The 13,672-nt window shown below is 38.9% G+C and carries 11 protein-coding genes, 1 pseudogene and 1 riboswitch; of the genes and pseudogenes, 1 reads left to right on the top strand and 11 read right to left on the bottom strand.

The window, feature by feature from the left end:
- Positions 1-569: 569 nt before the first annotated feature.
- Positions 570-710, bottom strand: coding sequence for a hypothetical protein (locus tag ACM5BR_RS04510; protein WP_416826259.1), 141 nt, complete (start codon positions 708-710; stop codon positions 570-572).
- A 22-nt stretch (positions 711-732) separates the two neighbouring features.
- On the opposite strand from ACM5BR_RS04510, the pseudogene ACM5BR_RS04505 reads away from it, so the two are divergent.
- A pseudogene (locus tag ACM5BR_RS04505) lies at positions 733-1,286 on the top strand (IS110 family RNA-guided transposase); the annotation flags it as partial.
- Positions 1,287-1,363: 77 nt separating this feature from the next.
- Here the strand turns inward: ACM5BR_RS04505 and ACM5BR_RS04500 are convergent.
- The 10 genes from ACM5BR_RS04500 to ACM5BR_RS04455 all read right to left on the bottom strand — a co-directional run bounded on the left by ACM5BR_RS04500 (position 1,364) and on the right by ACM5BR_RS04455 (position 13,419).
- Positions 1,364-2,131 carry a 3-oxoacyl-ACP reductase gene (locus tag ACM5BR_RS04500; RefSeq protein ID WP_416826257.1) on the bottom strand — a complete coding sequence of 256 codons (768 nt, stop codon included), beginning with the start codon at positions 2,129-2,131 and terminating at the stop codon, positions 1,364-1,366.
- A 14-nt stretch (positions 2,132-2,145) separates the two neighbouring features.
- Positions 2,146-3,603: an acyl-CoA reductase gene (locus ACM5BR_RS04495; protein WP_416826255.1), complete on the bottom strand. Its 1,458-nt coding sequence runs from the start codon at positions 3,601-3,603 to the stop codon at positions 2,146-2,148.
- A gap of 14 nt (positions 3,604-3,617) precedes the next feature.
- Positions 3,618-4,727, bottom strand: a complete 1,110-nt coding sequence (locus ACM5BR_RS04490; protein ID WP_416826254.1) for a LuxE/PaaK family acyltransferase — start codon at positions 4,725-4,727, stop codon at positions 3,618-3,620.
- Positions 4,724-6,037, bottom strand: coding sequence for a solute carrier family 23 protein (locus tag ACM5BR_RS04485; protein ID WP_416826252.1), 1,314 nt, complete (start codon positions 6,035-6,037; stop codon positions 4,724-4,726). Before ACM5BR_RS04485 ends, ACM5BR_RS04490 begins: the two co-directional genes overlap by 4 nt.
- Before the next feature lie 168 nt (positions 6,038-6,205).
- Positions 6,206-6,314, bottom strand: a riboswitch (TPP riboswitch).
- A 227-nt stretch (positions 6,315-6,541) separates the two neighbouring features.
- Positions 6,542-6,688 carry a BH0509 family protein gene (locus ACM5BR_RS04480; protein WP_416826250.1) on the bottom strand — a complete coding sequence of 49 codons (147 nt, stop codon included), beginning with the start codon at positions 6,686-6,688 and terminating at the stop codon, positions 6,542-6,544.
- A gap of 691 nt (positions 6,689-7,379) precedes the next feature.
- Positions 7,380-8,759 carry a DJ-1/PfpI family protein gene (locus ACM5BR_RS04475; RefSeq protein WP_416826249.1) on the bottom strand — a complete coding sequence of 460 codons (1,380 nt, stop codon included), beginning with the start codon at positions 8,757-8,759 and terminating at the stop codon, positions 7,380-7,382.
- Positions 8,760-9,201: 442 nt separating this feature from the next.
- Complete coding sequence (locus ACM5BR_RS04470; RefSeq protein WP_416826247.1) at positions 9,202-9,717, bottom strand: hypothetical protein; 516 nt, start codon at positions 9,715-9,717, stop codon at positions 9,202-9,204.
- Between the two features lie 19 nt (positions 9,718-9,736).
- A complete protein-coding gene (locus ACM5BR_RS04465) occupies positions 9,737-10,126 on the bottom strand; it encodes a DUF6010 family protein (RefSeq protein ID WP_416826245.1) in 390 nt (129 codons plus the stop codon).
- A 154-nt stretch (positions 10,127-10,280) separates the two neighbouring features.
- Positions 10,281-10,928, bottom strand: coding sequence for a response regulator transcription factor (locus ACM5BR_RS04460; protein ID WP_416826243.1), 648 nt, complete (start codon positions 10,926-10,928; stop codon positions 10,281-10,283).
- Positions 10,909-13,419: a sensor histidine kinase gene (locus tag ACM5BR_RS04455; protein WP_416826241.1), complete on the bottom strand. Its 2,511-nt coding sequence runs from the start codon at positions 13,417-13,419 to the stop codon at positions 10,909-10,911. Before ACM5BR_RS04455 ends, ACM5BR_RS04460 begins: the two co-directional genes overlap by 20 nt.
- Positions 13,420-13,672 lie beyond the last annotated feature (253 nt).

Here is a 13,672-nt window from a genome sequence, read left to right as displayed (position 1 = left end):
AAATCTATTTTCCTTCAAACCTAATATATATTATGTTAACTATAGAAAAACACAAACGTACTTTTTTGTCGGACCCATTAGTTACTTCTTTAGGTGTGAAGTCTCCATTTTTAGTTGGATGCAATTCTTTGGTTAATTCTGGATTAGCATTAGTGAGACAGTTTCCTTCCGTGACGGTCTTACCGGAACATTATGCATATATAGATCTGACTCTTTTTCCAGATTATTAAGCTTTCAACAAAATTCTTGTTATGTTGAAAGCTTAAACTCCAAAAGTTCGTGCACCTCAAACAAAATCCCTATATTGAAGTAAACATTAGCAGATAAGTGACCAATAAGATCACACCGTTGATCAATAAAATAATTATTTTACATATTCCACAATTTGGGCCTAAACATTTATAAAAGCGCATCTCCTATTTAGGAAATGCGCCCTTTTGTTGAATAAAATATCTTTTCTTTAAGGGGTCCTACCTACTAAAAGCTCAAAACATACTTTAAGCCAATTTTTAGGAACAAAGAGATGGAAATATACTTAGCCTTTTTGCAGAATTACTTATTTTTTAAGTTTACAAGCTAGTTAATTCCTTCTCATCCTCGCAGGAAAAACAAACAATCTCCCCATTTTCTAGAACAACCCCGTTAAAAAACCCGTCCATACAGTAAACTTCCTTTTGACAGCATTTACATTTCCCTATAAGTTCTCTCATCGTTTTTACCTCCCTAGATAATAACCACTTCATTAACAATTTGTATGAAAGTCATATTTTTAACCTAAAAATGTTTATTACCATTATTCTTCAATATTAAGAGCATCTTATCACAACTAGAAACTGAAATAGATGCCCTCGCTAAAGAAATTGAAGAATATAAGATTATCAGTCTATCCCTGGTATCGGAGAAAAGATTGCGGCAACAATCATTTCCGAAATTGGAGAAATAGATCGGTTCAATCATCCTAAAAAGTTAGTTGCCTTTGCAGGAATAGATCCTAGTGTTTACTCTTCTGGAAGGTTTACAGCGACCAACAATCGCATAACGAAAAGAGGATCTAGAAGGTTAAGGCAAGCGTTATATATGGCTGTGTACTGTGGAATTCGAGATGCCCGTAAACAAAAGACGAGCGATACCGTTATACCTCGAAACAAATAATTAAGAGAGTTTTACGATAAAAAATGCGATGAAGGTAAACCTTATAGAGTAGCGATAGTTGCTTGTGTTAATAAGCTTTTACACTTGATTTATACACTATTAAAGAGCAAAATACTTTCCAAGAGTTGGCTTAAAATAGCAGCCAACTGGCTATACAACAGTAAAAAACTCCTTTCCTAAAATGAAGGAGTTTTTTATTTGTTGCCTGATGTTATTTCATCACCAATCCACCGTCAACATTGATGCATTGCCCAGTAATAAACGATGCCCAATCAGAGGCGAGGAATAATACAGCACCGGCAATATCCTCAGGCATAGCCAAACGGCACATCGGGGTTAACTGGATGATCGAATTTCTTACGTCCTCCTTCGTTTCATAGCTGGAGTCGGTTGGATAGGTAAGGCCCGGTGAAACCGCGTTGACGGTAATCCCAAATGCGCCTAACTCTTTTGCAAGATTCCGGGTAAAGCCAAGCAGGGCCGCTTTCGCTGTTGAATAGTCATGATAGGGAATCACGGGAAAATCCATTAAATTACTGACAATGTTAATGATTCTTCCTGAACAACGGTCTCTCATATAGGGCAGCGCCGCCTTGCAAATGTTATAGGCGCCGTGGACATTCCCCTGAAGCTGTTCCTCATAGTCTTCCCATTCCATTTCCCATGCTGTTTTCCGTGTTTTCGGATTAAACGTATAGTGGCTTAAGGCATTATTGACCACTACATCAATACCGCCAAATTCATCAATGATTTGTCCCATCATCTCATTTACTTGGTCGGCATTCCGAACATCTGCCTGGATGGCAGCTCCTTGCCCCCCAAGTGATTCAATTTCAGTGACCACAGCCTCTGCAAGGGATTGATTTTTTAAATAATTTACGACCACAAAAGCACCCTCAGCAGAAAATTTTTTCGCAATTGCAGCCCCAATCCCCCTGCTCGCACCTGTTACTAAGACAATTTTATCTTGTAAATTCATAGTCAGCCTTCTTTCTACTCCACATCCGGATCATACTGTTCAATGTCTTCTTCCACATTCCGCTCAATATCCACCATCCGGACCAAATTAAGTAAGTTAAATCTGCCATCATGATGCCAGCCCGGCTTGGCGCGATTCATTTCACCAATTGAACAAATTCGATTGACACCTAAATTCCCGAGCATTTCTGCCATCCTAAAAAGCCGAACTGGTGAAACTGCGATGCCGCATGATTGTAAGTACTGCTCTAATGGCTGCATTTTTTGAAGATCCTCTTCCAATTCTTCAGATGAAAACACATGGATGGTCCGATTTAACGCAGATCCAGCAAAGTCTGGTTCATTATGGTAAAAAACCGTCCAGGCTGTGTTATGCTGGCTGGCATAGACAGAAACTTTCTGATCGCTAACTGCCTGAAGTTCATACTGGTGCCTAAGCCGATGAATGGACATGGCCTCTTCATCTGAAAGCTTTGCTCTTGGTCTTTTTTTATTGTACCGTTCAAGTTCTGCTGCAAGCATTTGTGCCAATTGCTTCGGACTGATGGCTCCTCCTGTTTCAACAAGAACGGATTGTGGCGACATACAGCTTTGTTGGTCATAAATGGACATATCTTCAGCCAATTTAAAAATTGTTTCATAATAATGATCTGGCGTTAGTGCTTCCTTCCCAATTACCGCCAAACTAATTTTATGACCGTATGTTAAAAACGTTTTCGAAGGCGGAACCATTTTTTGAATCCCATCGACGGCTTTATTAGACCCATAGACGATAACCGATTCTGCAAAATCGATCGCTGCTTCCTCAAGCTCGCTCGTCCCGCCTTTCCAAGGTAAAATTGCAATCGCCTCTGCAAGTTTTTCATCTACCTCTGCCAGTGATCTTGCAAACAAGACTGGAAACAGAGGCTCAGAGGTTGAAGTCTTGCCAAGATTGGCAGATTTCAGAATAAGCCCCATAAGTAAACTCCAAATTTGGACACCTGGAACATTCCCTGAAAAAACATGAAAAATCGACTTTGGTCCATATGCCCGCGTGAATCCTCCTGATTTTCGAGGACGAAACTCATCCAGCATGGCAGGCTGGTCAAACTCTTCATCAAGAAAGCGTAATAATTCCTTCTTCCGAAACGTCCGGATATACCTTTTTAATTCAAGTCGGACCATTTCCGCATCATAGCCAGTAACTATTGGAATAAGCGCCTCTGCTAACTTTCGCAGCGGGTATTCTGGAACGAGCCATTTGGAGACTGCCTGATCAATTTTTTCAATAATTTCATTTGTTCCCAGCTTCGCTAAATAGTGGTCCCGGTTCTTTTGCACGGTACTCCCGATCATTTGGATTTGTTCACTTGTTAAAAGTGGATATTTTAATAGAAATGATCTGTCTGCTGTCGCAATGGTTTCTTCGCGAAAAGAGGTTAATTGTACCTCTTTTGGCAGCCAATAAGCAGGAATCTCTTCTATGTCCAAGATGCCGTTCCCCCTCATTTGTTCGCTTGGATTAACTGGTCGACTGCAATCGAGCATCCTCTTGCTTCCGATCCTTTTACTCTTCCTAGTAAAACAAACCCGTTTTTTGTTTTGTATCCAATATCTTCTGTTAAAATAGCTAGAGATGAATTCCAGTTCGCCAGATCATAGTGAGCAATGACCCCAACATCTCCATCTTTGACCGGTTCTAGTGTATTCGTATCAAGTACAAGCGTTTTAACCCAGGCAGGGCCAGCTTTATCAAAAATAACCTCTCCGTCCAAATAGGATGAAAGAATGGTTTGATCATACATTTGCGAGCATAACTCCGTCATCCCGTACATATTGATGCACTTGGTTCTTCCAACCTGAAAAAATTCCGCAAAATCTTCATATAATTTTTCCATTTCCACTTCACGCGATTGACCTTTAAAGCCGCCGGTATCAAAAATAAGGCTGCCGCTTCCCAGCTTAAACTGAAGATTCGCTTCTTTTAAATAATCGAGTAAATGAACATAAGCAAAGGTAGCCCCCAGTAACATAACAGGTTCCTTCCGCTCCTCACATTCCCGTAATGCTTCCGTTAATCCTTTCATATCTAAGCCATTTTCATGGAAAAAAAACCGGCTGTTTTCTGTACCAAAGAAGGTAACAGCATTGGATAAATAGCGTGACAGGGATGAGTTTTTGTTCAGGTCCTCTGCAGGTGACAAGACAAAGGTGGTTATTTTTTCACAATCCGGCAGCACAAATTTCTTAAAAGGGTATTTCATTGACCGATCCCAGACTTCAAATGTCGGGTGATAATTTTTCCCCTTAGAATTTGGATTGGTTGTCCCGCTTGTCATAAAAACAGCCTTGACCTCATCTGCCGGCTCACACGATAACGTTAATTCCTTGAATCCTTGAATAGGGATCGGAGGAATTTGACTCCAGTGTTTCACCGTTAACGGTGTTTTTCGTTTTGCCTGGCAAAATTTTTTATATGGTTGATTATATTGAAATTGAAATTTAAAAAGCTTTAAAGCGATGTCGTTGTAATCTTTATCAGAAGAATCTTCTTCTTTGTATCGTTCAATAAACGCAATGATCTCAGTCGTAATTTTTACCGAATCCTCTCTCATTTGCTTGTCTCCTTTTTGAATAAACGAGGTATATTAATAAGCATGACGTGAAGGATAATTGATGAGAACGCAGCAATTAAAATACTATTGGAAAGAAATGTTCCTACTGTTCCTGTAACATCCTTGAAATAGGTTGGTAGACTAACCGCCAGCAAAATAGAAAGACCAGTGATCATATAATTCGTATCTGTTTTTTCCATTTTTCCAATTAAAGAGACACCGGTAAAGATCAAGCTGGCTGCAGCCGGTAAAAAGATGCCCCCAACCACTGCGTCAGGAGTTAAAGCAAGTAATGCCCCTGCCTTTGGCACAAAACCTAAAATCAAAAAGATGATACCAGCAATCATGACAGGCTGTCTTGAGCCTACACCGGTTAATCGTAAAAGACCAACATTCTGGGCAAAGGCAGTCGTTGGAAATCCCCCAATCAGCGAGGATAGCAACGAGCCGCCTGCCTCCCCGGCAAATCCATTCCTAATCCTTTTCGAATCAAGATCAATCTTCAGCATTTCGGCTGCAGCCTGATAAACGCCCATCGCTTCAATAACCGCAACCAGATAGGCGACGAAAAATGTAATAAAGGTACTCCAATGAAAGGCTAAATGCCCATATGGAAGAAACTGTGGCAGCCCAAACCAAGCTTTATCAGCGATAGCTGAAAAGTTTGTTTTTCCCAGACAAAAGGCAATGATATCCCCGACCACTAAGGCAATCAGAAATGAGAATGATTTTAATGTTCCTTTGCCAAAAAGGGATAAAAGGACAACAATCGCTGCGGTTGGAATCGACATAAGTAACGTAGTTGGTTGTGCAAAAGTAGCCATACCAGGTGTTCCGCCTAAAAATTCAAACAAGGTAAAGCTTGATAAGGAAATACCTACAATAAAAATAACCGTTCCCGAAATGACCGGTGTAAACAAGGCTTTTAATTTTCCAATTACTCCAGTAATAGACAAGATAAAAAAGATAATAGCACTAAGAAAAATACCTCCACTCGCTGCAGCAAGACCGTTCGCCTTCCCCGCAGAAATCATAATGGAGTCGAATGCTGCAGAAGGTCCTTGAACAATCGGTAAACGAACAAGCTTTGTTGCCTGGACAAGAGTTACCAGCCCTGCAGAGATAAAGATTGCATTCACAATATTTGCAGATAACGATAAAGGGAGCCCAATCATTGCTGCAACAAAAATAGGGTCGAGCCACACATTTGAAACAAACACATGCTGTAAGCCGTACAAAATCCCTTTAACTGGCGGTAATTTTGTATCAATTCCCTCTTCTAATGAATTATTTATTCTTTCTGTTTCCATTCTTTTTTCCCCTTTTGTTGTATCAGATGTTGTCACCATTTCAGCTGTCCTAAGTTTCACAAACTCGGATTTTGTTCTTTTCGTATCCTATAAACCAGCCCTTCCGTTTTTCCCCAAAATAAAAAGCCACATCCACTATTGGACCTGGCTTTAAAGGTAGAGAAAAATTTAATTTTTCCACTACTTTCCTACGCTGGTATTTCCAGATCAGGTTCAAAGGGTTAAAAAACAATGAGTTTTTCTCTCAGCCAAATAAATGGCACCCCTAGTAGTCTATTCACTTTAGTTCTTTAATCTTATACCTTACTAAAGAATACCGCAACTTTTAAATTGGTTGTAAAGATCATTTTGGTTATGCTACCAGAAACGATTAAACGGCCTGAGCCCTTTAGAATTCAGAACTCAAGCCGCTTAACGTATTTTTATTATTTCCACCGTCTACTTGACAGGGAGCAGTTCAAGGGGTAAAACGGTGCAACTTTTTTACTTAGTATTCGTATTTAATTATTCTGCAATTTCTTGAAGATGAAAATAAGTTACATTATAAATATGTTCAATCTCAGCATCTGTCATGAATATTAACGTATCTTTGTGTAAACCTTTATTCATTGCAATAAACTCGATCATGTTTTTACGTTCTTTTCTAGCCATTTTTAATTCCTCCCTTTATTGTATTAATACAGTTCTGTTTGTGTTAATTCTATTATATAACAGAAAAAGTAAGATGCAACACAAAATTTTAAAAAACCTTGAAATATTTTTATAAGGGTCTTTGAAACTGTTTTTTCTTAATCATCAAGAATTGTAGGTTTAAAATAAAGTTTGATTAAAAATATCTTATAAACACGTATTTTATAGCAGGAGAAAAGGCATTGGCTGCCAGAATATGATTTTTCAACTTTTTTAAATATCCGTATACGGCGGTTTCATGGAATCAAACGGACCACGATTTTGTATCTCGTGGTCCGTTATGCTTTTCTATTCATTGTGCCATAACTATTCTCAGCCCTCTCCAAGCTTTTCGTAGAATTCACCACGTGTTTCTTAGAGTACGTCCTCTTATAGGATTGTCTGCTTCAACGAATGTCATGAACGCTGATTTTATTCCACACTCTTCCATGATTCAGTCCTTCCCAATCTTTCGCTTTAAGATTGGTACTATGACCTCTGCTGACTTCGACTGTTCAGCTTACTTTCACAACTTCCCAGGTAAGCGCCTCAAACGGGCAGGATAGCGGAGTTGGTGGAATGTCGGGTCTCCATGGTTCGTTAATTTAATATAATGATAGTTATCGAAATGGTGAGAATAAAAAAACGCCCGAAGGCGGTAGTGATTACTGACTTATTTATACGATTTGAAAATTGTTTTCTTCATAATGAATCGTCTGTCAATACAGAAAGCTACCAACAAAGCTAGTAAACCGGTTAGAAGTACATTGCCGTAAGTTTCAAGAGGATATGGTTTGCCCTCGAGATGGATACCATTCGCACGATATTCGAATCTTTTCACCGCATGTTTGGCAGTCAAAAGGTCTTCTTGTTTAGCTAAGTCTTCCAATGGTGCTTCAAATACAAATCTGTTTGGTGAATTACTATGAATCAAAAGCGTTTCTTTAGCATTACCTTTTTCACTCCAAAGTTTTATATCTGCATTAGCGATTGATTTAGCATTGCCGCCGGGGATGATCATTTTATCTAATTTTGGTGCATTCGATATTTGATGTCGGGCCACGATATTAAGATGATGTTTAGTTGCAATAGGAGCATCTGAATTTGAAATGGTTAATACCTGTGTCGTTCCGGTGTCTCCATAAGAATCAAAAATAGAAGATAAGGATAATTCGTCCATATCATTATATAGAAGGACGCCCATCTGTTTCTTATTCCAATGGAATCCAAGATTTAGCCAATATGTTGCAAATTTTAAATCCACGTTAAAAGGGTGGTCCACCCTTGGATTTTGAACGAAGTGATAAGAAGGATAATTGATTTCATTCGCAATTTTTACTGCCATAGGTTCTCCTAACTGTTGTGCTATCAAATACAGCACACCATCGATACCTGCGCTTTGACCAGCAGTGCTTATCGTATTACCCTCTTGAACATACCTCACGTCTTCTACCCAATGTGTGTCAGGATACTGTTTTTTCAATACTGGAATCGCTTGCCAGTGTGAGGCGGCTGATTTTCCTTCTAATAAGCCTGCATCAGCAAGATTCTCTGAACCGCCACAAATACTTAAAAAAGTGGTTTTATCATTAGAGTGCTTCTGAATCCATTTACGAGTTGGTTGATATTTTTTTTCATCAACGCCTGGCATGAGAGGGACCACGACAATTTCAGGACTTTTACCTAATAATTCATCTAATTCTTTATAAGAGTAATGTGGAACCACATCCAAACCTCCTGATAACGACTTGATGTTATTGTCCGGTGCAACAGCATATACATTGTAGGCATCCGTCATAGAAAACAGTGTGTATGGAATGAGAAAATCGAAATCTTCAGTTGGTATTGTTGAATCTGCCATCACAACTGCCACAGTTGGTTTATTGGGGTCATACTGAGGGACTTTCACTCCTTGTAGTGAAGGAACTGGCTCATGGCGGACGTTTAAGTAGAAATCTTTTTGATGCCGTTTAAAGCCATACAACCCGATCCCTCCCACAAATACGGCGAAAATCAATACATAAACAGCTAAACGTACTACTAACCTTTTCAATTTATATCCCTCCTCAATTTTTTAACACCAAAATGTGATTATTTGTTATTGACTATCCTTTTGTCACATTGTATTTCGTTTGAACATGATAAAAACCGCACTCTTTTTGGGAATTACCGCAAAATTTCGTGGCACCCCCGCATGGTATTTTTTGTTATCTTGATTCCATGCAACCCTTTGTTAAACAAAAGCACCCGTTAAAGTACAATAATTGGCAATCTACTGTTGGAAATACATATTTACTTCATATGACTAATTGGTACTTTAAAATCAACATGTATAAAAATAATGATGGGAACAGAAAAAAAGACATTACTCTCGATTTGCGCCGCATCAATCTCGGATATATGTCTTTTTCTCCTAACTAAAGAGTATTTCGATTGTTCCTCTCAACTCTAAAAAAAAGAAAACACCTTAACAAAATGTTAAGATGTCCTTAACTTTATTCGACCTCAATAATCTTTACACCGTCTTCTTTCCGACTCCCTCGCTTGATAAGAAAAGAAATTATACCGATTCCACCAATTAGAATCACGGCTAAAAATATGATTGTCATATAGGTTGGCAAGGATAAAAAGGCAATCGCCAACCAGGCAAACAGAAGGAAAACAGGGCTGGTTGCCCGCAAGCATTGGTAAATGAACCTCATCCAACCCGACCGGACAAACGGTGTCGATTCTAATAACAAAATCGTTGGATTCATAATCACACCAAAAATAAACGGAACCAGGATATACCCTGCAAACTCGATATTGGCAGCAACCCCTATTAAATAAACAAATGCTGCGCTTAACGCCTGCATGAAGTAATCCAAGTGCGCTGATTTTAGTTTTCGATAGTTCGTGAATATCCCTTTCAATGGCGAGTTCTTTTGATAGTGAACAGCCGCCAATGGCAGCGAAAGTGCAAGACCGATCATGAAGGAGAATAATCCCCATTGCAGCAATAATGTATTCATCTCATTTCATCCCCCTTTTTTAATAAAACCGCATAATAAAAATGGCAAAAATAACGTCATACACCGCGCACAATGGTGGAAACCATTTGACAACGCTTGTTTTCACTATTTTCGGATGGTGCAGCATATCCCAAATTCCGTGAAGCAAAAAGCCCAATGCCACACAGATTGGGGAATATACCAACCCCAAAAAAGCTAGATAAAAAATAACCAGTGACACTAAAGTTTCGATGGAAATCCATTTAACCCGTGAGTCTGATAATGCAGCTCCGGGATAAACACAAGCAGTATAGGCAAGAAAAAGCGTAAATAATTGATAGGAAACTGGGAATGCAAACGAGTAAAAAAGTCGGATTACCAATAACGACAGTAAAATCCCTGCCATTATACTTTTAACATTTGTTTCCATTAGAAAATCCCCTTCCATTTATTGGATTAATACCATCATAAAACAGAAGGAGACTTTGCCAACCGCAAACAAAGATGGCTTCCCCGCAATCATTTGCGTGTTTCACGCAATTGATTATATTGAAAAATAAAAGGCCGGTATCTCCGGCCTTTCCTTAGTATAGATCCTCTGTTGGCAGTATTCCCAGGAGCTTTGCCTTTTTAATTGCCTCCACCCGAGAATTCACATTAAGTTTTTGAAACAGCTCTGTCAAACTGTATTCCAATGAGCGTTGACTGATTAATAGTGTCTTAGAAATCTCCTTGTTGCTATGTCCCTTTGCTAATTCCCGGAGCAACTTTTCTTCCTTTTTGCCAATTGTCGTTTTTTCATTTTCTTTATCTCCTTGTACGACAATTTCCTGACGTCTGAGCTGCTTTAAAAGCTGCATTGGGACTATGGCTTCTTTTCTGGCCGCACAACGGAGGGCCTGAATCAATTGCTCCAGTGTCGATGTTTTGGCAATAAAACCAGAGACACCGGATTCCATCAACAAATTAAAATGCGGGGCAATATCAAAACCAGAGTAGATGAGAATAATCGCATCCGGGACCACTTCCAGTACCTTACGGGCCAAATCTGCTCCGTTGATATTTGGCATATATAAATCAAACAAAATCACATCAAACTGTTTTAGCTGAACCAAATCCGTGACAACAAAGACATCTGTTTCCACGGTGACAATCATGTCAGGTTCTGATTCGATTAACATTTTCGTTCCTTCGACGACGGACCTATGATCATCAACCAACAATATTTCCATAGTTATCACCTTTTTGTTTTTTCGAATACGGAATATATATATCAACCTGCAACCCTTCCTGCGGTGCAGAATACAATTCCATCTTACCATCCAAGCTGAGAACACGATTTTCAATACCAGCAATCCCCATATGTTTGAACGTACCTTCTTTTAGGTCCGATAAATCGACACCAACTCCATCATCCATGTACGAAAAATAAAAATGGTCTTTAGGGCAGGATAAACTCATGGTGACTTTCTCAGCCTTAGAATGTTTGTTGGCGTTATTGAGTAATTCTTGAACAATCCGATACAACCCGAGAATTTGGTCCTCATTGAGCGGATGTTGTAAATCTCCAGAATTAAATTCAATCTCATAGTTAGAAAACATCCGGGCATAGGAGAACAAGCTTTTCAACGATTCAACCAGGCCCATTTTTAACAAAAACGGAGGGCGGAGTTCATTACAAGTAATGCGAATTTGATGGATGGCATCCAGCAGTCCCTCTTCAATTTGGATTAATTCCTCTTTTGTTTCATTACTGAAAGACGAAGAAGATCTAAGAGACTCCAGTTTACGATACCAAATGATTAAATCCTGCAAAACAGAGTCATGCAAATCACTGGACAGGGATGCTCGTTCCTTCTCCGATAATCTAAACAAAAGTCTTAACATCCATTTTGGCGTTTGGTTGTCAGATACCATGATTTCTACACGTTGCATTAAATCTTCAATGAGCTGCAGATTATCATATAGAAGGGAAACATAATGAACTGCGGTTTCCAGCCATTCTTGTTCCACTTTTAATAAGGGTTGCTGGAAGGTAATTCTTAAATAGACCAGCAGTTCTTTTTCGGCAATTTTCATCCACGTTTCATGGCTGTTTTCAAGTAAGGACTCCTTATCTCTCATAATTTCTTCAATGGATACATAAGAAATAGGCAAAACATTCTTTACCTCATCAATTAGTCGATTTTCCAATTCGGCGACTTTCATGACGTTGACAAGGTCGTTTGAAAAACGGTTTATACTTTGCTGAAGTGTTTTGTATCGTTCTTCACTCAGAATTAGTTCCTGTTCCTCCTGTTTTCGCTCCGTAATATCTTTGACGATGCCATGGACTCCGTTTAGTTCACCAGAAAGCAGTATAGGCACAAATGTAATACTGACAATTCTCTGCACCCCATTGACAGCGCGGGTAATTCGGCACTCGACATCCCGTGGTTCCTTCTGTTGCATAACTTCAGACAATACTTGATAAACCGGAATATGGTCTTCATCATAAATCAATCCAATAAAACAACGATCGTTTAGGCTTTCCATTTGGATGCCGGTTATTTTTTCAAACGTCTGATTGGCATCGACAAAATCACCATATAAATCAATGGAAAATACACCATCCAAATTATATTCAAATAAAGATTTATATCTCTGTTCGCTTTCTTCTAATGCTAACTCCGCTTGCTTTTTCTCAGTAATATCCAAAAGCATGCCATCGAGCCGTTCCACTTTTCCTTCATGATTCTTATAAGGCCGGACCAGCAAATTAACCCATTTCGTTTGATCTTCAATATGAATGTAGCGGATAATTTTGTTCGCAGGTATCCCCCTATCCAAAAGCGGCTTCATTTCACCTATCATCATGGCATTATCCTCAGGGTGAATATGATCGTGCAGTCTGATCGGTTTATTTATAATTTCGTTTCTTGGAATTCCTGATATTTTTTCAATACTCTTTGAACAATAGTTATAGTAGTTAAAATCTTTATCAGTCGACCAAACAGCCGCATTGACACTTTCCAAAATATTTTCGAGCAGTTGTTCTGTTTGTTTCCGAGTAGTGATATCGCGAACAACTCCAACGATATATTTGAAATTCCCTAAACTGTCCAAAACGGGTTTTACACTGGTCTCAACGTAAACTGTTGAGCCTTTCTCATGGACCATCCGGTATTCTAAATGAATGGGGGTCTTCGTTTGAACAGCTTGGTAATGAGATTTTCTTACAAAATCAATATCTTCCGGATGAATGTGCCCAAAAGCATTTTTGCCTACATACTGTTCACTGGCATATCCAAGTAATCTTTCAATGGATGGCGATACGTACCTCAACATTTCTCCATTATCTACCAGAACAATAACATCGAAAGTATTATCCGCTACAATTTTAAACATAGCATATTGGTCATCTTTGGACTTTTGAGACTCTTTTAAGATACCTGTATAGGCTATAACTGCTTCCCCATCGTTTAAAATTGGGACAAGCTGCCGCTGTACTTCAGTACTGGAGCCATCTTTTAGATGTACTATTGTATGGACAAGATCTTCCTTGGTTGAAAAAATCAGCTGGTCTAGCGCACTGCTCCAATGATGAACGTCTGAACCGAATTGGTTTTCAAATGTATCGTTCATCCACAATATTTGATTGTCAGGACTGATGATATACATCGGATCAGTCATGTTTTGCAGTATCTGCCAGGCACTTGCAATAAAATCTTTGATTTGATTCATTGAATACTCCTTTCGGAAATTCTTTCCATATTTATCCTGTTAGTCTCATTATAAGCCGAGATCCTCCCCTAATCACGCAAATATATGTGGAATCTCCGCAATTCTAATTATCAATTTAGAACCAACAGTTCCATTTGGTTAAAAAATTCAATTATTGCATTCTGAATCAAATCTGGTTTGATTTAGCTATCCAAAGGGGAGATAACATCTGATCGCACTTGCTCCGTTAGCTTAAGTGTATTTCTTCACAATC

The organism is Ectobacillus polymachus, assembly GCF_048159605.1.
Taxonomy (GTDB): domain Bacteria; phylum Bacillota; class Bacilli; order Bacillales; family Bacillaceae_G; genus Ectobacillus; species Ectobacillus polymachus.
The sequence above is the reverse complement of the archived record's forward strand: the minus strand, read 5'-3'. Positions and strand labels throughout refer to the sequence as shown.